This window comes from Streptococcus pseudopneumoniae (assembly GCF_001073085.1).
In the GTDB taxonomy this organism is placed as follows: Bacteria; Bacillota; Bacilli; order Lactobacillales; family Streptococcaceae; genus Streptococcus; species Streptococcus pseudopneumoniae_M.
Genome location: NZ_JVFV01000017.1, coordinates 15,083 through 38,489, shown reverse-complemented (window position 1 = coordinate 38,489; position 23,407 = coordinate 15,083). Strand labels below are relative to the sequence as shown.

General features: G+C 42.1%; 26 protein-coding genes. 12 read left to right on the top strand and 14 right to left on the bottom strand.

The genetic code is table 11. The features are described from left to right. Positions 1–126: 126 nt before the first annotated feature. A complete protein-coding gene (locus tag ADH90_RS03815) occupies positions 127–372 on the bottom strand; it encodes a YneF family protein (protein ID WP_001048970.1) in 246 nt (81 codons plus the stop codon). Between the two features lie 305 nt (positions 373–677). Here ADH90_RS03815 and ADH90_RS10770 point away from each other — a divergent pair, with 305 nt between their 5' ends. Then, on the top strand, positions 678–5,771 hold the full coding sequence (locus ADH90_RS10770; protein WP_080982617.1) for an SIALI-17 repeat-containing surface protein: 5,094 nt from the start codon (positions 678–680) through the stop codon (positions 5,769–5,771). A 180-nt stretch (positions 5,772–5,951) separates the two neighbouring features. On the opposite strand, the gene der is transcribed toward ADH90_RS10770, so the two are convergent. From der to nrdR, 5 genes are read right to left on the bottom strand one after another with little or no spacing between them, the layout of a single operon-like run. Then, positions 5,952–7,262: a ribosome biogenesis GTPase Der gene (gene der, locus ADH90_RS03805; RefSeq protein ID WP_045762664.1), complete on the bottom strand. Its 1,311-nt coding sequence runs from the start codon at positions 7,260–7,262 to the stop codon at positions 5,952–5,954. 13 nt (positions 7,263–7,275) lie between these two features. Then, positions 7,276–7,989 (bottom strand): NADPH-dependent oxidoreductase, encoded by a 714-nt coding sequence (locus tag ADH90_RS03800; protein WP_049530035.1) that lies wholly within the window; start codon positions 7,987–7,989, stop codon positions 7,276–7,278. Next, positions 7,986–8,882 (bottom strand): primosomal protein DnaI, encoded by an 897-nt coding sequence (gene dnaI / locus ADH90_RS03795; RefSeq protein WP_000446521.1) that lies wholly within the window; start codon positions 8,880–8,882, stop codon positions 7,986–7,988. Before dnaI ends, ADH90_RS03800 begins: the two co-directional genes overlap by 4 nt. After that, entirely contained in the window at positions 8,883–10,061 is a 1,179-nt protein-coding gene (locus ADH90_RS03790) for a DnaD domain protein (RefSeq protein WP_049530034.1), read from the bottom strand. Then, positions 10,062–10,535, bottom strand: a complete 474-nt coding sequence (gene nrdR / locus ADH90_RS03785) for a transcriptional regulator NrdR (protein ID WP_001203674.1) — start codon at positions 10,533–10,535, stop codon at positions 10,062–10,064. A 139-nt stretch (positions 10,536–10,674) separates the two neighbouring features. Between nrdR and ADH90_RS03780 the strand changes: the two genes are divergently transcribed. Genes ADH90_RS03780 through ADH90_RS03770 form a run of 3 tightly spaced genes read left to right on the top strand, consistent with a single transcriptional unit; the run spans position 10,675 to position 12,486 of the window. Continuing rightward, the gene (locus tag ADH90_RS03780) at positions 10,675–11,040 is read left to right on the top strand and encodes a GntR family transcriptional regulator (protein ID WP_049530033.1); all 366 of its coding nucleotides are present in this window, start codon (positions 10,675–10,677) and stop codon (positions 11,038–11,040) included. Positions 11,041–11,043: 3 nt separating this feature from the next. Then, positions 11,044–11,739, top strand: coding sequence for an ABC transporter ATP-binding protein (locus ADH90_RS03775; RefSeq protein WP_049530032.1), 696 nt, complete (start codon positions 11,044–11,046; stop codon positions 11,737–11,739). 15 nt (positions 11,740–11,754) lie between these two features. After that, the gene (locus ADH90_RS03770) at positions 11,755–12,486 is read left to right on the top strand and encodes an ABC transporter permease (RefSeq protein WP_049530031.1); all 732 of its coding nucleotides are present in this window, start codon (positions 11,755–11,757) and stop codon (positions 12,484–12,486) included. 87 nt (positions 12,487–12,573) lie between these two features. Here the strand turns inward: ADH90_RS03770 and ADH90_RS03765 are convergent, their stop codons facing one another. Together ADH90_RS03765 and ADH90_RS03760 are read right to left on the bottom strand one after the other, a co-directional pair. Then, positions 12,574–13,269: an LrgB family protein gene (locus tag ADH90_RS03765; RefSeq protein WP_049508971.1), complete on the bottom strand. Its 696-nt coding sequence runs from the start codon at positions 13,267–13,269 to the stop codon at positions 12,574–12,576. Next, positions 13,266–13,640 (bottom strand): CidA/LrgA family protein, encoded by a 375-nt coding sequence (locus tag ADH90_RS03760; protein ID WP_049530030.1) that lies wholly within the window; start codon positions 13,638–13,640, stop codon positions 13,266–13,268. The genes ADH90_RS03765 and ADH90_RS03760 overlap by 4 nt, the downstream gene beginning before the upstream one ends. 181 nt (positions 13,641–13,821) lie before the next feature. Here ADH90_RS03760 and ADH90_RS03755 point away from each other — a divergent pair, with 181 nt between their 5' ends. The 7 genes from ADH90_RS03755 (at position 13,822) to queF (ending at position 17,367) form a co-directional block, all read left to right on the top strand. Continuing rightward, positions 13,822–14,202, top strand: a complete 381-nt coding sequence (locus ADH90_RS03755) for a MarR family winged helix-turn-helix transcriptional regulator (RefSeq protein WP_049530029.1) — start codon at positions 13,822–13,824, stop codon at positions 14,200–14,202. Positions 14,203–14,298: 96 nt separating this feature from the next. After that, complete coding sequence (locus tag ADH90_RS03750) at positions 14,299–14,520, top strand: DUF4649 family protein (protein ID WP_049508973.1); 222 nt, start codon at positions 14,299–14,301, stop codon at positions 14,518–14,520. A gap of 14 nt (positions 14,521–14,534) precedes the next feature. Beyond that, positions 14,535–14,849, top strand: a complete 315-nt coding sequence (gene trxA / locus ADH90_RS03745; protein WP_001029584.1) for a thioredoxin — start codon at positions 14,535–14,537, stop codon at positions 14,847–14,849. 202 nt (positions 14,850–15,051) lie between these two features. After that, on the top strand, positions 15,052–15,705 hold the full coding sequence (gene queC, locus ADH90_RS03740; protein ID WP_000828760.1) for a 7-cyano-7-deazaguanine synthase QueC: 654 nt from the start codon (positions 15,052–15,054) through the stop codon (positions 15,703–15,705). Next, complete coding sequence (gene queD / locus ADH90_RS03735; protein ID WP_000464566.1) at positions 15,705–16,148, top strand: 6-carboxytetrahydropterin synthase QueD; 444 nt, start codon at positions 15,705–15,707, stop codon at positions 16,146–16,148. Before queC ends, queD begins: the two co-directional genes overlap by 1 nt. Then, complete coding sequence (queE, locus tag ADH90_RS11435) at positions 16,141–16,857, top strand: 7-carboxy-7-deazaguanine synthase QueE (protein WP_049530028.1); 717 nt, start codon at positions 16,141–16,143, stop codon at positions 16,855–16,857. The genes queD and queE overlap by 8 nt, the downstream gene beginning before the upstream one ends. Before the next feature lie 18 nt (positions 16,858–16,875). Next, on the top strand, positions 16,876–17,367 hold the full coding sequence (gene queF, locus ADH90_RS11430) for a preQ(1) synthase (protein ID WP_049530027.1): 492 nt from the start codon (positions 16,876–16,878) through the stop codon (positions 17,365–17,367). 256 nt (positions 17,368–17,623) lie between these two features. On the opposite strand, the gene ADH90_RS03720 is transcribed toward queF, so the two are convergent. From ADH90_RS03720 to ADH90_RS03710, 3 genes are all read right to left on the bottom strand, one after another. Further along, positions 17,624–18,292, bottom strand: a complete 669-nt coding sequence (locus ADH90_RS03720; RefSeq protein WP_049530026.1) for an MIP/aquaporin family protein — start codon at positions 18,290–18,292, stop codon at positions 17,624–17,626. A gap of 109 nt (positions 18,293–18,401) precedes the next feature. Further along, the gene (locus ADH90_RS03715; protein ID WP_049530025.1) at positions 18,402–19,193 is read right to left on the bottom strand and encodes a DUF2785 domain-containing protein; all 792 of its coding nucleotides are present in this window, start codon (positions 19,191–19,193) and stop codon (positions 18,402–18,404) included. Positions 19,194–19,204: 11 nt separating this feature from the next. Next, complete coding sequence (locus tag ADH90_RS03710) at positions 19,205–19,537, bottom strand: winged helix-turn-helix transcriptional regulator (RefSeq protein WP_049530024.1); 333 nt, start codon at positions 19,535–19,537, stop codon at positions 19,205–19,207. A gap of 150 nt (positions 19,538–19,687) precedes the next feature. On the opposite strand from ADH90_RS03710, the gene ADH90_RS03705 reads away from it, so the two are divergent. After that, on the top strand, positions 19,688–20,077 hold the full coding sequence (locus ADH90_RS03705) for a nuclear transport factor 2 family protein (RefSeq protein WP_049530023.1): 390 nt from the start codon (positions 19,688–19,690) through the stop codon (positions 20,075–20,077). A 154-nt stretch (positions 20,078–20,231) separates the two neighbouring features. On the opposite strand, the gene ADH90_RS03700 is transcribed toward ADH90_RS03705, so the two are convergent. From ADH90_RS03700 to ADH90_RS03690, 3 genes are all read right to left on the bottom strand, one after another. After that, the gene (locus tag ADH90_RS03700; protein ID WP_239681982.1) at positions 20,232–20,669 is read right to left on the bottom strand and encodes a thioredoxin domain-containing protein; all 438 of its coding nucleotides are present in this window, start codon (positions 20,667–20,669) and stop codon (positions 20,232–20,234) included. Between the two features lie 187 nt (positions 20,670–20,856). Then, on the bottom strand, positions 20,857–22,653 hold the full coding sequence (pepF, locus tag ADH90_RS03695; protein ID WP_049530022.1) for an oligoendopeptidase F: 1,797 nt from the start codon (positions 22,651–22,653) through the stop codon (positions 20,857–20,859). A gap of 10 nt (positions 22,654–22,663) precedes the next feature. After that, the gene (locus ADH90_RS03690) at positions 22,664–23,407 is read right to left on the bottom strand and encodes a 16S rRNA (uracil(1498)-N(3))-methyltransferase (protein WP_049530021.1); all 744 of its coding nucleotides are present in this window, start codon (positions 23,405–23,407) and stop codon (positions 22,664–22,666) included.

The following is a 23,407-nucleotide window of genomic DNA, read 5'->3' as shown; positions in this document are numbered from 1 at the left end:
TAGCTCCCGACTGTCTCCCTCTTAATCATAATCAAATATCAATAGAATGCAAGGAAAAAGTCTTGTCTCTAAATATCAGTCAAACATAGTGAGAAGTCTGGAACTTTCATCCCAGACTTTTCCTATTTATTTCTTTTTATTGTTAGCAAGGGCTGCTTTTTGTTGGCGAATGATTTGGTGGTAAACTTGTTGTACTTTAGCTTCGCTTGGCTTTTGACCGTTTGCACTTAACAGAGTACGAACTGCTTCTGCGTTCAAACGTGGGTTATCCGCAAATTCTTTTTCGATTTGCTTGCGCACCAAGTACATACCTCCAAGAGCTCCTCCTAGAAAAGCTAAAAGAATCAATACAATTGCTAAAATAAGGTTCATAACATTTCTCCTGTTTCTTTTTGAATCTTCTATATTATACCATAAAGTCCCACGCCTGACTAGTTTGAGTTACGCTTTCATAAGGGTTGGTAATTACTCAGATTATTTTTTATCTCTGATCTTTTTCAATAGAATTAAAAAGAACTAAAATTTGGTAAAATAAAATCATTTCTCCTGTAAGCCCTTGCAATAGTTTTGTTTATTTGTTATATTAAGATTATCTGAAAAAATCACACATATTTCTGCAAGACTTATTTTTTTAAAAGAGAATGTATGCGCTTACAGAGTTAAGAAAGGAGAATTTTGTGGATAAGAGATATTGGGAAAAATCCTGTAAGTATAGCATCCGCAAACTAAGTGTCGGAGCTGCCTCTGTTTTACTTGGTGCTGTTTTTTTAGCAGCACAGGGTGTGGCTGCTGATGGTGTCGAGATTCCGGAAAGTGAGGCAACCATTACTGAAACCTCTGCTAAACCTGAGACGAATGTAGAGGAAGTTCTTGTTTCTAACACAGAGACTCAGCCTGTAGCTGAATCAGCTGAAAAGCAAACAAACCCAGGGACAGAACTACCTCAAACTAGTAGTCAGTCAGAGACAAGTGCTACTACCGCCCCTGCTGACAATAAGGAGAGCGAGAAAACAGAACTTCCTGTGAACAAGCAAGAACATTACGAACTACATTACAACCAACCAACTGCTCCTTCCTATGACGGATGGGAAAAACAAGCCCTTCCAGTCGGAAATGGAGAAATGGGTGCCAAGGTTTTCGGACTAATCGGTGAAGAAAGAATCCAGTACAACGAAAAAACACTTTGGTCTGGAGGCCCACAGCCAGATAGTCAAGACTACAACGGAGGAAACTACAAGGACCGCTACAAAGTCTTAGCTGAAATCCGTAAGGCCTTAGAAGACGGTGACCGTCAAAAAGCCAAACAACTAGCAGAGAGAAATTTGGTTGGGCCAAATAATGCCCAATACGGTCGCTACCTAGCCTTCGGTGATATCTTCATGGTCTTTAATAACCAGAAGAAGGGCTTGGAAACTGTTACTGACTATCATCGTGGCTTAGACATTTCTGAAGCTATCACAACTACCTCCTATACCCAAGATGGGACAAGTTTCAAACGAGAAACCCTCTCTAGTTATCCAGACGACGTCACTGTTACCCACTTGACTAAAAAGGGAGATAAGACGCTTGATTTTACCCTTTGGAATAGCTTGACTGAAGATTTGATTGCTAACGGAGACTATTCTTGGGAGAATTCTAAATACAAACAAGGGACTGTTAGTGTTGATTCTAATGGTATTTTACTCAAGGGAACTGTCAAAGATAATGGTCTGAAATTTGCTTCCTATCTTGGTATCAAGACGGACGGAAAAGTCACTGCTCAAGATGGTTATTTGACTGTCACTGGAGCCAGTTATGCAACACTGCTACTCAGTGCCAAGACTAATTTTGCTCAAAATACGAAAACCAATTACCGCAAGGATATTGATGTAGAAAAAACTGTCAAATCTATCGTTGAAGCTGCTAAAGCCAAAGACTATGAGACTCTGAAAAATGATCACATCAAGGATTACCAAAGCCTTTTCAACCGTGTTCAATTAAACCTCGGCGGTAGCAAGTCTAACCAAACTACAAAAGAAGCTCTCCAAACCTATAATCCAACAAAAGGTCAAAAGCTAGAAGAACTCTTCTTCCAATACGGACGTTATCTACTGATCAGTTCTTCTCGTGACCGGACAGATGCCCTTCCTGCCAACTTGCAAGGAGTCTGGAATGCTGTAGACAATCCACCTTGGAACTCAGATTACCACCTCAATGTCAACCTTCAGATGAACTACTGGCCTGCCTACATGAACAATCTCGCAGAAACGGCTAAGCCAATGATCAATTATATCGATGACATGCGCTACTATGGCCGTATAGCTGCTAAAGAATATGCAGGTATCGAGTCCAAAGAAGGTCAAGAAAACGGTTGGTTGGTTCATACTCAGGCGACACCATTCGGCTGGACTACTCCTGGTTGGAACTACTATTGGGGTTGGTCTCCTGCTGCCAATGCTTGGATGATGCAGAACGTCTATGACTACTACAAATTCACCAAGGATGAAACCTATCTCAAAGAAAAGATTTATCCAATGCTCAAGGAAACAGCCAAGTTCTGGAATTCCTTCTTGCACTACGACAAGGCTAGTGACCGCTGGGTTTCTTCTCCATCCTACTCACCAGAACATGGAACTATCACGATTGGGAATACCTTTGACCAATCTCTAGTTTGGCAGCTATTCCACGACTATATGGAGGCAGCCAATCACCTGAAGGTCGACCAAGATTTGGTGACAGAAGTGAAAGCTAAATTTGATAAGCTCAAACCACTTCATATCAACCAAGACGGCCGTATCAAGGAATGGTACGAAGAAGACAGCCCGCAATTCACCAACGAAGGCATCGAAAACCATCACCGCCACGTTTCTCATCTGGTTGGACTCTTCCCAGGTACTCTATTTGGCAAGGATCAACCTGAATATCTAGAAGCTGCACGCGCAACCCTAAACCACCGTGGAGATGGTGGAACTGGTTGGTCTAAGGCCAATAAAATCAACCTCTGGGCTCGTCTCTTAGATGGAAATCGTGCCCACCGTTTGTTGGCAGAACAGCTTAGATCTTCAACCCTAGAAAACCTCTGGGATACCCACGCACCTTTCCAAATCGATGGAAACTTTGGTGCAACCAGCGGTATGGCAGAAATGCTCCTTCAGTCTCACACAGGCTACATTGCCCCATTACCAGCCCTTCCAGATGCTTGGAAAGACGGTCAAGTCTCAGGCTTAGTCGCTCGTGGTAACTTTGAAGTCAGCATGAAATGGAAAGAGAAAAATCTTGAAACGCTTTCCTTCCTTTCTAATGTTGGTGGAGACTTAGTCGTAGACTATCCAAATATCGAATCTAGTATCATCAAGATTAATGGCAAGGAAGTTCAGGCTAGTCGCCTCAAAGATAACCGTATCCAACTTGCGACTCAAAAGGGTGATGTCATTACCTTTGAAAACTTCCCTGGACGAGTGACTCGTTTATCAGCCCTTCGAAAGGATTCCGTCACAGCTGAACTCGACTTTAACACAGTTGAGGGAGCAACTCATTATGTCATCCGACGAGAAAGCAAGGATGAAAACAGTCAAACTCCTAGCGTTCGTGAGTTTATCACCAACCAAACTCACTTTGTCGATCGCTCAATTGATTCTAGTCATGCCTATACTTATAGCGTTAAGGCTATGCTAGGGGACCGTACAACACCAGTTTCAGACGTTGCCTCCATCGATGCCTTCAGTGAGTTGATGGATGACCGTGACAAACGCATCCAGTACGGCTCTGCTTATGGAAACTGGGCTGACTCAGAACTCTTTGGTGGAACAGAGAAATACGCCGATATCTCAAATGGGAATTATTCCGATAAGGATGCGACTGCAACTATTCCTTTCAATGGACCTGGTATTGAAATCTACGGACTCAAGTCATCTCAATTGGGACTTGCTGACGTTAAAATAGATGGCAAGTCTGTTGGAGAACTTGACTTCTATACAGCAGGAGCAACTGAAAAAGGTGTCCTAATCGGTCGTTATACAAATCTTTCTTCAGGCCCTCACCTCATGACTATCACTGTTAAGCGCGAGCACAAAGGACGTACAAACGAGCGTGCAAAAATTTCTCTCGATTACTTCAAAGTCTTCCCAGGCCAAGGAGAAGCTGTTGAGAAGATTGACGACCGTGACCCTCGTATCCAGTATGGTTCCATGTTTAAGGATTGGAGCGATGCAGAACTCTATGCTTCTACAGAAAAATACGCTGACATCAACGCTGATGATAGCCTCGCTTCTGAAGCCACTGCAACCATTCCATTCTCCGGAACAGGTATCCGAATCTATGGATTAAAAACAGCATCACTAGGCAAGGCACTTGTCACACTGGATGGAAAAGAGATGCCCGCCCTTGACTTCTACACTCCAGGAGCGACTGAAAAAGGTGCATTAATTGGCGAATTTACCAATCTAGCAGATGGCGATCACGTTCTTACTTTGAAAGTAGATCCGAATTCTCCAGAAGGACGAAAGAAAGTTTCTCTCGATTCCTTTGATATCTTAAAAGCTCCGTCAGTATCACTCGATAGTCCAAGCCTTGACCCTATTAATTCCAAAGATAAGACTGTTACCTTAACCCTACCAACTGGCAATTGGGATGGAGTCGCTGTGACCTTCCCTGGTATCAAAGATCCTCTCCTACTCAGAAAAGTCGATGAGGACCATCTTGTCACATCAGGTGAACAAACTGTTCTAACCATTAAGGATAACAAGGTCCAACTAGACATTCCTGAAACTACAGATCGTAAAGCTGGCAATCCGATAGAAGCTTATGCTATCCAAGGCAAAACAATCAGCAGCTCTGTTGTAACAGTATTTCCTAAGGATGAAACCAGTCCAGTGGAAGAAAAAATCCATACTAGTAAAGGTGATGAGCCTGCTCCAGTAGTAACCATTCCTGAGTACACAGGTCCTATCGGAACTGCTGGTGAGCAGGAGGCTCCTACTGTGGAAATTCCTGAATACACTGGTCCTATCGGAACTGCTGGTGAGCAGGAGGCTCCTACTGTGGAAAGACCTGAATACACTGGTCCTATCGGAACTGCTGGTGAGCAGGAGGCTCCTACTGCGGAAAGACCTGAATATACCAAACCAATCGGAACAACTGGGGAACAGGAAGCACCTACTGCGGAAAGACCTGAATATACCAAACCTATTGGAACAGGTAGTGGTCAAGCCGCGCCAAGTAACACGGCTCCTGAGTTTAAACTCAAAGTATTGAAAGACAAGACTACAAGAGTTCAAGTTATTAGTGGCACAACTGAACTAGGAGGCGCAAGCTACCTCGACAGTCAAAAAGTTGAAAATAAAGAACTCTTGGGCAAGAAATACGATGCTTACGCTCTTCAACTTAAGGATAAAGATGGACAGCCAGTTCAACCAAAAGGTGCTGTACTCGTTCGACTACCAGTATCCGGTGATATTCAAGAACTCTATCAATTAACTTCAACAAATGAATTAAAACCACAAGAATTCACCATTCGAGACGGTATGATTGAGTTTATTACTTTTGACGTGAGTACCTACGCTATTGTCTACAAGACAGAAGACTCAACTGTTAAACCTGTCCCAGCTCATACGGAAGAAAGAAATCTAGAAACCACAAAACCATTGGTTGAAAGTAATGAAGCCAATGATCAGGTCTCTACGAATGACAAACAACTCCCAGCCACAGGTGAACAAGCTAGCTCTCTCCTCTTTATAGCAGGTCTCAGCCTAGCCCTCTCAGCTACCTTCTTACTAAAAGGTAAGAAAGATTAAATATTGTCCCCCTAGGAATATAGATTTATTCCGCTATAAAAAAGGATGGAAAATCATTCCATCCTTTTTCAATTTCAATAATATACTACAAATCAAATCCTATTCACATCTTTTGAAAATGATTTGGTGGGGTAGATAAGTGGTAGAACAAGTCTTGATGTTCTACTTTTTTTACATCCACTACTTCCGTTTTCTTGCGATCAGGTGAATCGGTGTTCCTTCAAAGACAAAGGCCTTGCGAATTTGATTTTCCAAGAAACGTAGGTAAGAGAAGTGCATGAGTTCTTCTTCGTTAACAAAGATAACAAAGGTTGGTGGTTTGGTTGCCACTTGAGTCGCATAGAAGATTTTGAGGCGTTTCCCTTTATCTGTCGGTGTTGGGTTGATGGCAATGGCATCCATGATTACATCGTTCAAGACAGCTGATGGAATACGTGTGTTTTGACTTTCACTGATTTGCTTGATCATCTCAGGAAGTTTGTGGAGACGTTGCTTAGTCAAAGCAGATACAAAGATAATCGGTGCGTAAGGTAGATATTGGAACTGCTCACGGATATCTTCTTCCCAGTTTTTCATAGTATGGTTGTCTTTTTCAAGTGTATCCCACTTATTGACCACGATAATCATCCCTTTACCAGCTTCGTGGGCAAAACCTGCGATACGCTTGTCATACTCACGGATGCCTTCCTCGGCATTGAGGACCATCAAGACTACATCTGAACGGTCAATGGCACGCATAGCACGCATGACTGAGTATTTCTCAGTATTTTCATAGACTTTACCAGATTTACGCATACCAGCAGTATCAATCATGGTAAACTCTTGGCCGTCAGCATCTGTAAAATGGGTATCAATGGCATCACGAGTTGTACCAGCAACAGGGCTGGCAATGACGCGGTCTTCTCCCAAAATGGCATTGATCAAGCTAGATTTTCCAACATTTGGACGTCCAATCAAGCTGAATTTAATAACATCTGGATTTTCTTCTTCAACTTCATGTGGGAGATTTTCCACAATAGCATCCAGTACATCCCCTGTTCCGATACCATGAACAGATGAGATTGGTAGCGGTTCACCCAATCCTAGAGCATAGAAATCATAGATATCATTTCGCATCTCTGGGTTGTCAACCTTGTTAACGGCTAGAATGACTGGTTTATGAGTTTTATAAAGTTTACGGGCAACGTATTCGTCCGCATCTGTAATTCCTTCTTTACCAGATACGACAAAGACGATAACATCTGCTTCTTCCATGGCAATTTCTGCCTGGTGTTTGATTTGTTCCATAAACGGAGCATCGACATCATCGATCCCCCCAGTATCAATCATACTAAAAGAACGGTTAAGCCACTCACCCGTGGCATAGATACGATCTCGCGTTACACCTTCAACATCTTCTACGATTGAGATGCGCTCTCCCGCGATACGGTTAAATAGGGTTGATTTCCCAACATTGGGACGTCCCACAATGGCAACAGTTGGTAAGGCCATGTTTTCTCACTTTCTACAATAACTTCTTCTGCTCAAGATTTTCTCGAGTCGAGCTTGGTTCAGGATTGCCGAATTGCTCTGCCAAACGTTGACTCCAAGTTGTAGTCGCACGCGCACCTGCATATTCAGTCTGTACACGGTCATAGGCTTCGATTGCCTCAGTCGACTGCTCTTGGTATTCTTCCTCAAAGACAACATTCTCAAGTGGCAATCTTGGTTTTACATCATGGTTTTGATTTGGCACACCTAGTGCAATCCCAAAGACTGGATAGGTATAGTCAGGAAGCTTGAACAATTCTGCTAATTCAACAGACTTGTAACGCACCAAACCGATAATTACTCCGCCATAGCCTAGGCTTTCTGCCGCAAGCAAGGCATTTTGTCCAGCTAGAGCTGCATCTACTGAAGTGATGAGGAGTCCTTCCACCCCTTGAGGTTGGAAAACATCCGTATGGAGACGAGCCCCTTTTTCTGCACGGTTTAGGTCACCGACAAAGAGCAGAAAGGCTGCAGACTGGCGAATCGCTTCTTGAGGAACTAACTCAAATAAGGCATCCTTCTTTTCTTGATTTCTAACTACAATCACAGAATACGATTGGAAATTTTTCCAAGAAGAAGCCATTTGGGCAGCTGTCAAAATCTCATTTAAGTCTGCTTGGGGAATCTCTTGCTCTTTAAATCTACGCACTGAAGTGTGAGCCTTCATTAATTTGATTGTTTCTGTCATCGGCGGTTTTCTCCTTCAAGTCTGGTTTCCTCTGCTAAATAACGAATGCGTTCCATGACGCGTCTAGCTTCCCAGGTTTCGTCATTTCCATTTTTCCCTTTAGCGAAATGCTTCTCCAAATCTTCAAAATTGAAGTTGGAGGTGAAAAAGGTCGGTAAATCTTCCTGCATGCGATACTGGAGAATGACCTGCAGGATCTCGTCACGCACCCAAGCTGTTGATTGCTCGGCACCAATATCATCTAAAATCAAGACTTCAGCCAGCTTAATCTCATCTACCAAGGTCTTAACATTGCCATCACCGATGGCATTTTTGACATCGATGACAAAGCTCGGATAGTGGAGGAGAGTTGATGAAACGCCACGTTTTTCTGACAAATCATGGGCTAGGGCAGCCACCATGAAACTTTTACCCACACCAAAGTCTCCATATAAGTACAGACCTTTTCGAATAGCTGGATATTGCTCCACAAAGGCTAGGAGCTTTTCAAAAACGGACAAGCGCCCCAAATCATCTAAATCTACTTGAGCTAAGCTAGCTTTTTTAAGACTAGCTGGAAGATTGATTAGCTTGAGACGGTTTTTAATCGCCGCTTCTTTTTCTGCCGCGATTAGCTCCGGAGTCTCTTCATAAGAAACATCTGCATAGCCATGGTTCATGACTAGGATAGGCTTGTAGCCACGCGCGATATAGTCTGTATCTCCTCGGAGGAACTTATCTCTCTCAGTGATATATTGGTTAAACTTGGAAATACTACGGTTTAACTCCTCCTGACTGAGAGATTCTTTCTGGATAAAGACCGCAACATCAGGGTCTTTCACAATTTGCTGGACCAAATCTTGATACTGAAATCGGCTTGGTTGACGCTTGAGTACGTCTCCGACACTTTCCATCTAGTCTCCTCCTTTTTCTAATCGAGCTAACATTTCTTTTTTCTTACGTTCTAGTTCTAAACGAGTTTCTTCGCTGGTTTCATTCTTATATTCAGGGTTGCTCCATTTAGGCACATTGGTTTTTGCTGGGGCAGTCTGATTCTGATTCTGATTCTGCTTTTGCGTTTTTGCTTTTTGGCCACGTTCACGAATACGGAGAACTGCCTCCTCTGCACTACGGATATTTTGATAGGCGTAGTCATTAGCCACCTTCATGGCGTATTTTTCATTGATATTGGCCGAATCAACCTTATTAAAGGTCAGGAGCAAGATAACATTGATTACTTCATCCAGCAAGCCCAAGGCCGCCATCTGCTGGAGCAGGTCCCGTTCAGTCTGAGTAATACTTCCCTTGCGGGTCTGCTTAATCTCAGCAAGGAACTGCAAGGCTGTCTTTTTCTTAGCCTCTCGGATAATGGTTGCCTCCTTGGGACTAAAGTCAGAAGTCACAGGCTTTTGCGCTATCTTTTCGCGGATGCGTTTGACAGAAATCACTTGCGACACTGCTGTCGCTTTGGCTACTTGATAAGTCTCAAACCAGGTCCACTTCTGCTCATCAGCTATTGCAAACAAGGCCAAAACATCCGAAGTCTCATCTTGAAAACGAAGACCATCACGAGCCATAAGCTGACGGAAATGCTCCAAATCAAAATCATCTGCTGCTGGCTGACTGCTAGAGGTTTCTTGACTCGCAGACTCAGATAACTGAGGAAAGATTTGACTCAAGGCCACCGAGATCGGTTCCCCTTCAACACCTTCCTGTCTCATGGCTGCAACCGCACTATCCCCAATCATTTTTTCTAATAAGGTCCGATAAACTGTATGTTGTAAAAATTCTTGAGTTGATAAGGGAGAATGGAGTAACAAGTTATAGGCCTCTCCCTGCTGATAGAGGGTCACCAATTTCATGGCTGTTAGAGTTTTAAAAGCCTTTAAAAGACTATCCATCCCAAAATTCAGATGATTGAGCATGGCTGCAAAGAGATGTTCCTTTTGACCACCATCCCAAAAAGTCATAGCATAAAGATAGAGGCTCAGAGCTTCCTGACCGATAATCGGGAGGTAGCACTGCACCATTGATGAGGTATCTTGCGACACCCGATTATTCTTTACAAAAGAAAAACGGTCATTTGGCTTCATTTATTTTTCCTTTTTCTTTTTAGAGGATTGTGTAATCTGCTGGAGTAGGCTTTCAAGCTCACTCACATCCTTAAAACTACGGTAAACACTGGCAAAACGGACATAAGTAATCTCATCTAGCTCTGCCAACTCTTCCATAACCAAGGAACCAATAACCTCACTCTGAATTTCATTTTCATTGCGACTACGGAGTTTTTGTTCGATGCGATTGACCACCATGCCAATCTCATCACTAGACACTGGACGTTTCTGGGCTGAACGAATAATCCCGTTAAAGATTTTATCTCTTGAAAATTGTTCCCGTGTACCATCTTTTTTGACCACAACTAGTGTTCTCTCTTCTACACGTTCATAGGTTGTAAACCGATGCTGACACTCTTCACACTCACGTCTTCTTCTGATTGTATTTCCTTCTTCAGCCTGGCGACTATCGATCACACTTGATTTTGTAGCGCCACATTTTGGACAACGCATGCCTTTCCCTCCTTGTCGTTTTCTTTTCATTATACCATTTTTTAAGAGATTCCCAAAATAATTCTCCTTTTGGCTTGACAAGTTTTTTGTTTTGTTGTATTATTGAATTAACACAAAGGTGATTAGAAAGGAGATCGTGATGTCTTGGACATTTGATAACAATAAACCCATTTATTTGCAGATTATGGAGAAAATCAAATTGCAGATTATTTCCCATAAACTCGAGCCCAATCAACAGCTTCCAACCGTTAGAGAATTGGCTAGTGAGGCAGGTGTCAATCCCAACACCATCCAGCGCGCCCTATCGGATTTGGAGAGAGAAGGCTTTGTCTATACCAAGCGAACATCTGGACGCTTTGTCACAGAGGATTTGGGCTTGATCCTCCAATCCCGTAAGCAACTGTCAGAAGAACAGTTACAACAGTTTGTAACAGGCATGGTAGAATTCGGCTATGAAAAAGAAGAACTACCAACTGTTTTGAGAGATTATATTGAAGGAGTTTAAACTATGACCTTGTTAGCATTTGAAAATGTGTCAAAATCCTATGGAGCAAGCCCTGCTCTTACAAATGTTTCCCTTGAAATTCCAGCTGGAAAAATCGTTGGCCTCCTTGGCCCAAACGGTTCTGGAAAAACAACCTTGATTAAACTAATCAACGGCTTGCTACAGCCAGAGGAAGGATGTATCCTTATCAATGGTATGGAACCAAGCCCAGCAACTAAAGCGATTGTTTCTTATCTCCCTGATACGACCTACCTCAACGAACAGATGAAGGTCAAAGAAGCTCTCACTTATTTCAAGACCTTCTACCAAGATTTCAATCTTGAACGTGCTCAAAGTCTCCTTCGTGACCTTGGTATTGATGAAAATAGCCGTTTCAAGAAACTCTCAAAAGGGAACAAAGAAAAGGTTCAGTTGATCCTTGTCATGAGTCGTGATGCTCGTCTATACGTCCTTGATGAACCAATCGGTGGTGTCGACCCCGCGGCTCGTGACTATATCTTGAACACCATCATTAACAACTACTCTCCAACTTCGACTGTCTTGATTTCAACTCACTTGATTTCAGATATCGAACCAATCTTGGATGAGATTATCTTCCTAAAGGATGGAAAAGTCGTCCGTCAAGGAAATGTGGATGATATTCGCTATGAGTCTGGAGAGTCTATCGACCAGCTCTTCCGCCACGAATTCAAAGCCTAGTTAAAGGAGATTATTATGTTTTGGAATTTAGTTCGTTATGAATTTAAAAATGTTAACAAATGGTATTTAGCCCTCTATGGTGCTGTGTTGGCTCTTTCTGCCCTTATCGGGGTTCAAGCTAGTTCCCTAAAATCCATTGATACACCTGATCAACAAATGATTATGTTAGTTTTTCTGGCTCTAGTTTTTGGTGGACTAATCATTACCTTAAGTATTTCAACCTTGATTTTGATCATCCGTCGCTTCAAGGGTAGTGTCTACGATCGTCAGGGATACCTAACTCTCACACTCCCCGTATCTGAGCACCAAATCATTCTATCCAAACTTTTGGGTGCTTTCATCTGGTCTCTGGCGAGCTCATTAGTCTTTATCTTGAGTATTTATATCATTTTAGTTCTGACTGGTGCAAACTTCCTTGATATCTTTTCTCTCGAATACCTCTTTAAATTTTACATGGATAGTTTCTGGCTTTCTGTGATTTCATTCATCCTTAGTACTGTAGCAAGCATCCTTTGCATCTACTTGGCAATCTCTATCGGACAACTCTTTAATGAATACCGTACAGCTCTTGCCGTTTTAGCCTATATTGTTATCCAAACCATTCTCGGCTTTGTTGGTCTCAACCTTCGCATAGATATCGACTACAATTGGATGATCTCCTTCGAAATCTTTAAAGACCTCATCCTCAGCGTAGCATTCTATCTCGGAACCTACTATATCTTGAAGAATAAAGTCAATCTTCAATAATCAATAATCTCCTAGCAAAAAGACTTGCTTGGGGATTTTTCATTTAAAATAGATAGAAAAAACCAAGGAGGGAAAAATCCTTGGTTCTTAACTCAAGATCAAATTGGCTACGATCGGACTGACAAATACGTAGAGAATACCTGTAACGCCGATAGCTAATCCGCCCATAGCACCTGCAACTGGTCCATAGCGAAAGGCCGTTCCAGTTCCAACGGCGTGACCTGTTCCTCCCAGGGCTAGTCCAGCAGCTACTGGATCGTCTATTTTTAACCATTTCAAAAGCGTTGGTCCGATTACACTGGTCAAAATCCCAGTCGCTACTACAACTACTAGGGTCACGGTAGTCAAGCCCTGCAACTTTTCTGTAATCCCTACTGCCATAGCAGTCGTTACTGACTTAGGAAAGAGGGAAATAGCTAGGAAAAAGTCCATGCCAAAGATTTTTGCGACTAGGGCTGTAAAAGAGGTATTGACGATGACAGCTAGGAAACTCCCCAGCAAAATACTTCTGACATGATGCTTCATCAAGTGGAAACTCTTATAGAGGGGAATTCCTAGAGCCACTGTTGAAGGAACAATCAAGTTATTAAGATAAACCCCACCTTGGTAGTAATCTTGGTAGGAAATGCCAGTCACCTTTAGAAAGATGATAATAAAAATAGCTGACAGCAACAAGGGAGTCGTTAAGGGATGAGGATAGCGTCTGAAAATCATCATTCCCCCAAGATAGGCTAAGATTGATAAAGCAATCCCAAATAGGGGATTGGATACAAATTCGCTCATTTAGCACCTCTTTCTTCGTAGTCACCTTCATAGCGTTTTTTGATAAATTGAACCACAAGCGCAATCAAGATGATATTAATCACTGCTGCAAAAAAGACAATCAAAACAATCGGCAGAAGATAGGGAGCAATCACATCAAATTTTTCCATAATTCCAACCGCAGGAGGTAGAAAAAGAATGGTCATGTTGGCTAGGAGAAAATTTCCAACCATGTTGACATGGCGGGTGCGCAGCCATTTGAACTGCAAGGCTAGAAAAAGAATAATCAAGCCGATGATACTTCCTGGTATGGGCAAATGAAAAAAACTGGAGATTCCTTCACCGATTAGAGAAATCACAAAGAGAATCATTAACTGAACATATAACTTCATAGCAAACTCCACAAATAGACTTTCTGCATACCAGTTTACTCTTTTTTCAGAAAATTTCAAGGAAATATATAAAAAACATTCTTCTTGCTATCCAAGCCAAAAAGGTGTATACTAATTGCGTGCGCAAGCATCATAGATGCACTAGTATGATTACACTATTATAGAAGGAAAGGAGATGGACATGACTTACTTAGAAAAATGGTTTGACTTCAACCGTAGGCAAGTAGAGCTAGAAGCTATTTTAGAAGAGACCATCGCTAAGCAGAGTGAACAAACCTTGACACTCAAGGAGTTTTACCTCTTGCACTTTCTAAATCAGGCTGAAAGCAAATCCCTAAGACAAATCGACTTGCCAGATAAACTACACCTGAGCCCTAGTGCTGTTTCACGGATGGTGGCTCGCTTAGAAGCCAAGAACTGCGGTTTACTTAGTCGGAGATGCTGCGACCAGGACAAGCGAGCTAGTTTTATTTGCCTGACTAACGAAGGACAGACTACCTTGGCTTATTTACAAACAGCTGTTGAAGAAAGCTTAGCAAGAAAATCAAACTGGTTAGCCTAAAATATTTTTCAAAAAACTTGCGTGCGCAATCATTTTTCTTGACATTCCTTTTTTCAAGGAGTAAAATGAAAACATGATTTAGCAAAGGAGAATCCTATGATTGAAATCACTTATCTTGATGCTAGCAAGCAAGAGAGAACCATGACCTTCGAGTCATACGATGAATTTGAACGTTCTCAACATGCCTGCCTGATTGGTGTCGCAGACTATTACCCCGTCCAAAAAGTAACCTACAAGGGGCATGATTTGGACTACCATGGGACTTATGGAGATGTTTTCTTCTATCTCATGAAACAAGATTTAAGCCAATATAACTAAAAAGGAGAAATACTATGGCAAAAGCAATTACAGACGCAACATTCGAACAAGAAACTAAAGACGGATTGGTCTTGGTAGACTTCTGGGCAACTTGGTGTGGCCCATGTCGTATGCAAGGTCCAATCTTGGACAAATTGTCTGAAGAACTCTCAGAAGATGTCTTGAAGATCGTTAAAATGGACGTTGATGAGAATCCTAACACAGCTCGTTCATTTGGAATCATGTCTATTCCTACTCTTCTTTTCAAAAAAGATGGACAAGTGGTTAAACAAGTTGCTGGTGTTCACACAGCAGAACAAATCAAAGCTATCGTTGCTGAATTAAGCTAATCAAAGGAGAGACCAAGTGCATTCATTTGGTCTCTTTTTTCTTGCCCTTTGCCATTTTTCAAAAAATATGCTAGACTGTAAGTAGAATATCACGATGTTTGGGACATGCCATCGCTAAAAAAAACCTCTACTTGGTATTTTTTAGCTCCCTATAGGGAGCTTTTTGCGTGCTCTGAACATTTCCCATTTTGGAAGGAGTACTATGAAACGTCAATCAGCCTTGGTCGTCTTTAGTGGCGGTCAAGATTCAACAACCTGCCTTTTCTGGGCTAAAGAACATTATGAAACGGTCGAAGCCGTTACCTTTGCCTATGGCCAACGCCACCATCTCGAAATTCAAGTGGCCAAAGAAATCGCTGAGGAACAAGGAATTCGTCATCATATCCTAGATATGTCTCTGCTAGGACAAATTACTGAAAATGCCTTGACTTCAGATCTAGAAATTGAGCAAAAAGAAGGAGAGGTTCCTAATACTTTCGTCGATGGTCGCAATCATCTCTTTCTGTCCTTTGCTGCAGTCCTTGCCAAGCAGCGTGGAATTACGGATATCGTGACAGGAGTGTGCGAAACAGACTTCTCAGGCTATCCTGACTGTCGTGATGTCTTTGTCAAATCGCTCAATGTGACCCTCAACCTTGCTATGGATTACGACTTTGTGATCCAAACGCCTCTCATGTGGCTAGACAAGGCTGAAACTTGGAAATTAGCCGACCAACTCGGTGCCTTTGACTATGTTCGTGAGAAGACCTTGACCTGCTATAATGGCATTATCGGTACTGGTTGTGGAGATTGTCCTGCCTGCCATCTACGCCAACATGGTTTAGAGGTTTATCTCTCTCAGAAAGGAGAGGCCTGATGTTTTTTGCCCCCAAAGAAATCAAACAAGAAACTGGGGAATCTCTTGTCTACAATCCTCACAGAACCTTAGTCTCAAAAGAATTTACCTTCGATGCTGCCCACCACCTCTTTCACTATGAAGGAAAATGCAAATCCCTACACGGTCACACCTATCATCTGCAAATCGCTGTCAGTGGATTTTTAGATGATAGAGGTATGACCTACGATTTCGGAGACATCAAAGCTATCTACAAGGACTACTTAGAGCCCCACTTGGATCATCGCTATCTCAATGAAACCCTTCCCTACATGAATACGACTGCTGAAAATATGGTTTACTGGATTTTCCAAACCATGAGCCAAGAGTTGCCAGACGAGCGCGGTCTCCGTTTGGAATATGTTCGCCTCTATGAAACTCCGACTGCCTTTGCAGAGTTTAGACGGGAGTGGTTAGATGACTAAGGAACGTGTCCTCAAACTACCAGTTCTAGAAATTTTCGGCCCAACCTTTCAAGGAGAAGGTCGTGCTATCGGCCAGAAAACCATGTTTGTCCGCACTGCTGGTTGCGACTACCACTGCGACTGGTGCGACTCTGCCTTTACTTGGGATGGTTCTGAAAAACCAACTCGCATGACAGCTGATGAAGTAATCGCTGAGTTAGACAAGCTAGGAAGCTACGACTATGTAACCCTGTCTGGGGGAAATCCTGCTATCCTAGCAGCCAATATGGCTCAACTGGTCACCAAGCTCAAGCAACGTGGTGTCACTCTTGCCGTTGAAACCCAAGGCTCCCGCTGGCAAAATTGGTTAAAAGATATCGACCAAGTCACTCTGAGTCCTAAGCCTCCTTCCTCCAAGATGGAAGTCAACTTTGAGACCTTGGACTTTATCGTTTCCCAACTAGATCCAGACAAAGTAACCTTTAAAATCCCTGTCTTTGATGATGCAGATCTAGCCTTCGCCAAAGGCATTCAAGAACGCTACCAACCAGATGTCCTCTTCTTATCGGCGGGAAATCCTGAGCCCAAGGCTAGAGGCAATATTGTCCAAGACCAACTGGACCGCCTCAAAGAACTCTGGGAACGTGTCGCTGCCGACGATAGCTGGGGCAATGTCCGCGTCCTTCCTCAACTCCATACCCTCCTCTACGATAACCAACGTGGTGTTTAAGATTAGAAAGAAAAAATCATGTCACAACAAGAAGAAATGAAAAACCTCAGCCTACTGGGCAATAAAGAAACAACCTACATCTTTGACTATCAACCAGAAGTCCTCGAATCCTTTGACAATCGTCATGTGGAAAATGACTATTTCATCAAGTTCAACTGTCCTGAATTTACCTCGCTTTGTCCTATTACGGCTCAGCCAGACTTTGCGACGATTTATATTTCCTACATTCCTGACAAGTTCTGTGTCGAGTCAAAGTCCCTCAAACTCTACCTCTTTAGCTATCGAAACCATGGAGATTTTCACGAAAACTGTATCAACACCATCGGGAAAGACTTGGTCAACTTGCTAGACCCTCGCTATTTAGAGGTTTGGGGGAAATTTACACCTCGTGGTGGTATTTCAATCGACCCCTACTACAACTACGGTAGACCTGGAACCAAGTATGAAGGCTTGGCAGAACAACGCCTCTTCCAACACGACCTCTATCCAGAGAAAATTGACAACCGCTAATACTCTTCGAAAATCTCTTCAAACCGCGTCAACATCGCCTTGCCGTAGATATAGTTACTGACTTCGTCAGTTCTATCCACAACCTCAAAACAGTGTTTTGAGCTGACTTCGTCAGTCTTATCCACAACCTCTCAAAACAGTGCTTTGAGCAATCTGCGGCTAGCTTCCTAGTTTGCTCTTTAATTTTCATTGAGTATAAAAAGATACGAAAAAGCCCTGTTCCTCAAGATGAGGAGCAAGGCTTTTTAAATTTCAATTATTCTTCAGTTCCAAGGAAGTTTTTAGCAACTAGAGCTGCAAGAACGCCACCAACGATTGGTGCAAGGATGAAAATCCAAACTTGTTGAAGAGCTACGCCACCTACCAAGACAGCAGGAGCCAAGCTACGAGCTGGGTTTACTGAAAGTCCAGTGATGTTCAAGCCAGCTAGAATCAAAGCTGTCAATGACAAACCAATCACCAAACCAGCGATTGCGCCATTACCTTTGCTTACTGATGTTACAGTCATGATGACCAAAACAAACAAGAATGTTGCGATTGTTTCAAACAAGAAACCACCAAAGACAGTTACTCCGTTTGCCAAGGCATTTTCACCAAGACTTGCAGTTGACATACCTGAGTTTGCCAAGAGGAAGAGTACAGATCCAGATGCAAGGAAAGCACCGACTACTTGACCAAGAATGTAGTTTATAAGCTCTGAAGATGACAAACGTTTGTTAACAAACATAGCGATAGAAACAGCTGGGTTCAAGTGAGCACCTGAAACAGTTCCGATTGAGAAGGCTGCGACTACGATTGCCAAACCAAAAGCAAGAGCAATCCCAAGGTGTCCAAGACCTTCAACACCATTTCCAAAAACAACAGCTCCTGTTCCGATGAACACAAGCATAAAAGTACCAAGTAATTCAGCAACAAATTTTTTCATGATAAGTCTCCTTTTTTCAAACTATGTATTAGTCTATCAGAAGAAGGAAAGGGTTTCAAGAAATGTGCTTGGAAATTTTGTGTAAGTTTTCCCATTTAATAGTCGAAATCTAATATTGAAAAGATTGAATGGTTTCTTTCAAGTCATCTTGTAAACTATTTCTCTGGTCGAGTTGAACATAGACTTCTAAGAGACAGGATCTAAAATTGGAAAATTTATAAAAATCTTCCGTCTCTTCTATCGGGCAATCAAGTGACTTTATCCAAGAGGTTAGTGTCGCTTGATCCACCTTGCCTTGCAAAATAGGTTCATAGATCACTCTCGCTAAACGCCAATCCTCATCATCTGTAAAACGAATCGAAATTCTTTTAAATAGTTGACCAAGTATATCAAATACTTCATAAACTCTGTTTATAGGAAAGTCTGGATGACAAACTACTTCTGTCAGTAAATCGGCTCCATGTGCAAAAGCATGTACCCAACCATACTGACTTGAAAAACCAGTCGTATCCTCTTCTTTTTCAAGGTAGTGCAAACCTTGATCGAGCATCGTATTTCTGATATCAGTTTTAAGCACTTGATAATAAAGAGAGTGTTGGTTGCCATCGGCAGATAAGAGATTGGCATAAATAAGTGCCCTAAAAGAACGTTCAAGCGTTGAAGCTCCTAACTTATCGAGCTCTTTATCTAGTCCACCATCAGAAACAATCATAGCAGATATAAATTGAAATTGCTCCTTTGTAAATAACTCTTCTTGGATCCCTCTAGCCAAACTGGTAAAAACCAATTCATCGCGAATTTCTGGACTCGAATCCCCTAAGTGCTCAAGTAACCACTGGAGTTCTTTTTGACTATAACTCGGTTTTTCTTCTGCTATTTTTCTATGTAACTCTTGATACATGGTCAATACCTCTACATTTCTAGCAACTTGATATAATCCAGACCCCATTTCTCGACAGCATCTAAAACAACTCTGAATTCCTGTCCCATTTTGGTTAAGCTGTACTCAACTCGTGGGGGAACTTCCGCATAGACCTTTCGTTGAATAATCTTATCCTTTTCTAATTGACGGAGATGACGTGTCAAAATAGTTTGAGTAATCCCAGGCAATAATCTCTGCAATTCTTTAAATCGTTTAGTACCCGTACTCAACTGATAAATGATTACCAGTGCCCATTTCCCTGTTAAAACCCTCTGCGTTGTCGCAAATGGACAAATACCATACTCACTCACTTTATTTGGCATAAAATATCTTCTTTCTATTTTTTTAAAAAATTTTATCTTTTAGTATCAACAATAGTACTACTTTTGATACCAGCTATCGAAAAAGTGTCTACTTGTTTTTTCGATTGTAACCGTTACAATTATATCATAAAAAAGAAATGGAGAATAGATATGTCAACAAACTTAGAAATTTTCAATGCTTATAACCAAGCTTTAATTGCTGGTGACTTTCCTGGTGTCTTTGAAACGATGGCAGACGATATTGTCTGGCATCAACCTGGTACTCATAGTATATCTGGTACAGTTGTTGGTAAGGACAAGCTAGGAACTCACCTAGCTACATTTGCTGAGAAAACTAATGGAACCTTTAAGGTGATAACAAATTGGGTTTCTGACAATAAGGATTTAATCGCAGCCAATGTTACTTTTCTTGGAACACGGGCTGATGGTACTGAACTCAATATGAACGGGATTGACCTCTTCCGTATTGAAGACGGAAAAATCAAAGAAGTTTGGCTCTTCTCTTCAGATCAAGCTGAAGAAGATAGCTTTTGGGGATAATTTAAGAGGCAGGGACAAAAAATTTTGATTTTAGGAATTCTTTATTATAAATTTTTTAAATAAATAGATTAGATAAAAAATCCAACCTCTTTTATCATCTCTACGATTCCAATTTTGGGAGTCGTTTTTTGTCATTTAAAACAATCTTCCTGTCCTATTCATGCTTTAGAAATGAAAGGATTTCTTCAAGACTAGCGGAACTTCCTTGCTCTAAATAGCGTGATTTACTACCATTTTGATAGACTGAAAGATTCGGAACGGTTTGGATATCCATTTCTTTTGCAAAGGCTGTAATTTCATCCTTTTCATCAGAATCACTATCCAAATAATAGACCGTCTGGTGACTTTTTTGAATCGCTAGAGCCAAATTGGGCACAAACTTTTGACAGTAGGGACAGGATTCTCTTCCGATGTAGACGACAAACTCGTCGCCATTTGCAAGTTTGGAGCGCATTTCTTTCATATTGATTGCTTTGGTATACTGAACAGCTTCCTGATAAGTTTTTGGAAGAACAGGCTGACTGAATTTCCAAATCATAAACAAAATCAGCATAGCAATTCCAATGATAAGCAAGCTAAGTTTTTTGTTCACACGCACTAGCATCTCCGTCCTTTTCTAAGTATTTTCCCTAGTCTAATCGCCCACGACAAGATATAAAATCCAACCGATAGATCTATAATAACGCACATTCTGAAGACAAAGTCTTCAGTAAACTTTATTAAATAAACGTCATTCTAAAATCTCAACAATATAACTCTATTGTTGCACTTTTATGATCTTATTCTCCCAACTGGGTACTGTAGTTGATAATTTGGTCAACTGTATCTGACAAGAATTGAATCGTATCACGGAGTGGTTTATCCGTTGAGATATCGGCTCCGATAACCATAGCTGACTCAAGTGGTGTCTTGCTACCACCTGATTTGAGGAGATTGAGCCAGTCTCTAGCTCCATTCTCAGAGTTTTTAAGATGAAGGTAACCAGCAGTCGAGATGACAAGTCCTGCTGAGTAAGTGTAGCTATACAAGCCCATGTAGTAGTGAGCTTGGCGCATCCAAGTCAGTGCTGCATCATCATCAATCTCAATAGCATCTCCCCAGAAGTCAGTCAAAACTTCCTTCATAATACTGTTGAGTTTGCTTGCCCCAAAGGTTTCTCCTTCTTCAATCAGTGTATAAACCTTACGTTGGAAGGCTGCTTCCAAGAGGTGGGTGATAAAGTTATGGAAGTAGGTATCTGTCAAGCGGTGAGCAAGAGCGAATCGTTTCTGACGTGGATCATCAGACTGGTGTTCCAAGTAATCACTTAACAGCAATTCATTGAAGGTTGACGGTGCTTCAACATAATAGGTCGACATGTGAGCATTGAAGTAGCTTTGGTGATTATCTGAAAAGATGAATTGACCAGAATGCCCGATTTCATGAATCAAGGTATAAACATCGCTCAAACGGCCTGTCCAGCTCATGAGGACATAAGGGTGCACGCGATATGGATCTGCTGCATATCCACCTGAATCCTTGCCACTGTTAGCAGCGAAGTCTACCCAGCGCTCTTCTTGATAGCGAGCAATTTCTTGACAATATTCTTGACCCAGTGGTTCTACCGACTTCATGACCAAATCATAGGCATCATCAATAGTCACTTCAGGATTCAGGGCGCTGTCCAAATCCAATTTCCAGTCTGCAAAAGTCATCTTCTCAAGACCATTGACCTTGGCAACATGCTTGAGGTATCTCTGAGCAACTGGTGCAAAGTCCTTCATGATGAGGTCAATCTGGCGGTCAAACATGGCACGGTCCACTTCTTGCTCAGCCAAAAGATAGTCGAATACTGAGTCATAACCTTTCATATCTGCCAACAATTTCTCAGTCTTTACCTGAGCAAGATAGGCTGCCGCAGCTGTATTTTGGTGCTTACGAAGTCCTTCAGAGAAGGAACGGAAAGATTTCTCACGAACTTCAGCGTCCTCGTGATTTTGGTAGAAATTTTCATAGGTCACAAAGCTGTTTTTGTAGGTTTTTCCATGGGCTTCAAAGTCAGCCATTTCGAAATCCCCAGCTCGCATCTTGGTGTAAATATCCTGTGGACTGTAGAAAACTTCGCCAAGATTAGTCAAGGCCTTCTCCACATCAGCCCCTAGATAGTGGGCTTTTTTGATTTTGGCCTGACGAATGGCTGCAGTCAAGTGAGGCAATTCACCCAAACGGTCCAAAACTTCCTCGTCTGCTGCCACCAAGGCGTCGTCAAAGAAGGTCAAGGCTACACTGGCATCTGTTTCAAATTCCATCCCAGCTTGGGCAATATTGGCAAACTCTTCATTGCTATAATCTGTCGTCTGAGGCATAAAGCTGTAATTACCGATATGGCTCATCTGAATATAAATTTGTTCCAATTCTGCAAAGGCCTTCTCGAAATCCTCAAAAGTATGAAGATTGCCCTTATAGTCACGGCTAAATTGATTGATGTCTTCACGCGCCTTCTCTATCGCACGCAAGAAATCCTCACGGTCTTGATATAGGGCTGTTAAGTCCCAAAGTTCCTTTTCAGGAAATTCTGAACGGTGTTTTTGTTCCATCTTCTTCCTCTTATTTCTCTAATTCTAATAAAACACTAAGGGCTGATAAGGCGTAAAGTGGCGCTGTTTCTGCTCGTAAAATACGAGGGCCAAGCCCTGCCAAGACTGCTCCTTTAGCTTCAAAACTTTCAATTTCTGCTGGTGAGAGACCGCCTTCTGGGCCAAAGATAAAGAGCAATTTGGCTACTTTTTCAAGACCAGTGACTGCTTGCAAGAGCGCAGCGGTTTCTCCCTCTTTAGCCGACTCTTCATAGGCCACTACGATAGAGTCAAACTGGTCAAACTGAGCTAGAAAATCTGCTTTTTTCTCAAAAAGCTTGATACTTGGAACTAGATTACGCTTGCTTTGCTCTGCTGCTCCAAGAGCAATTTTTTCTAGTTTTTCAACCTTTTTACCCAACTTCTTGCCGTCCCATTTGGCAACTGACCAATCGGCAGGGAAGGCCCAAATTTGGCTGGCACCCAGTTCCGTCACTTTCTGAGTGATAAACTCCAGCTTGTCTCCCTTGGGAAATCCTGATGCGATAGTCACCTGGACTGGCAGTTCCACATTGTTAGCCAATTCTTGAACCAACTCAAACTGACGAGCTTCCACATTTAGCACACGCGCCAAGCGCTTGATACCATCATCAAAGACTAAGGTCACCTCGTCATCTTCTTTCAGGCGCATGACCTGAAACATGTGCTTGCTGGTTTCCTTGTCCTCGATAGTGACAGGAGAGACTGCACTGCCTTTGATAAAATACTGCTGCAT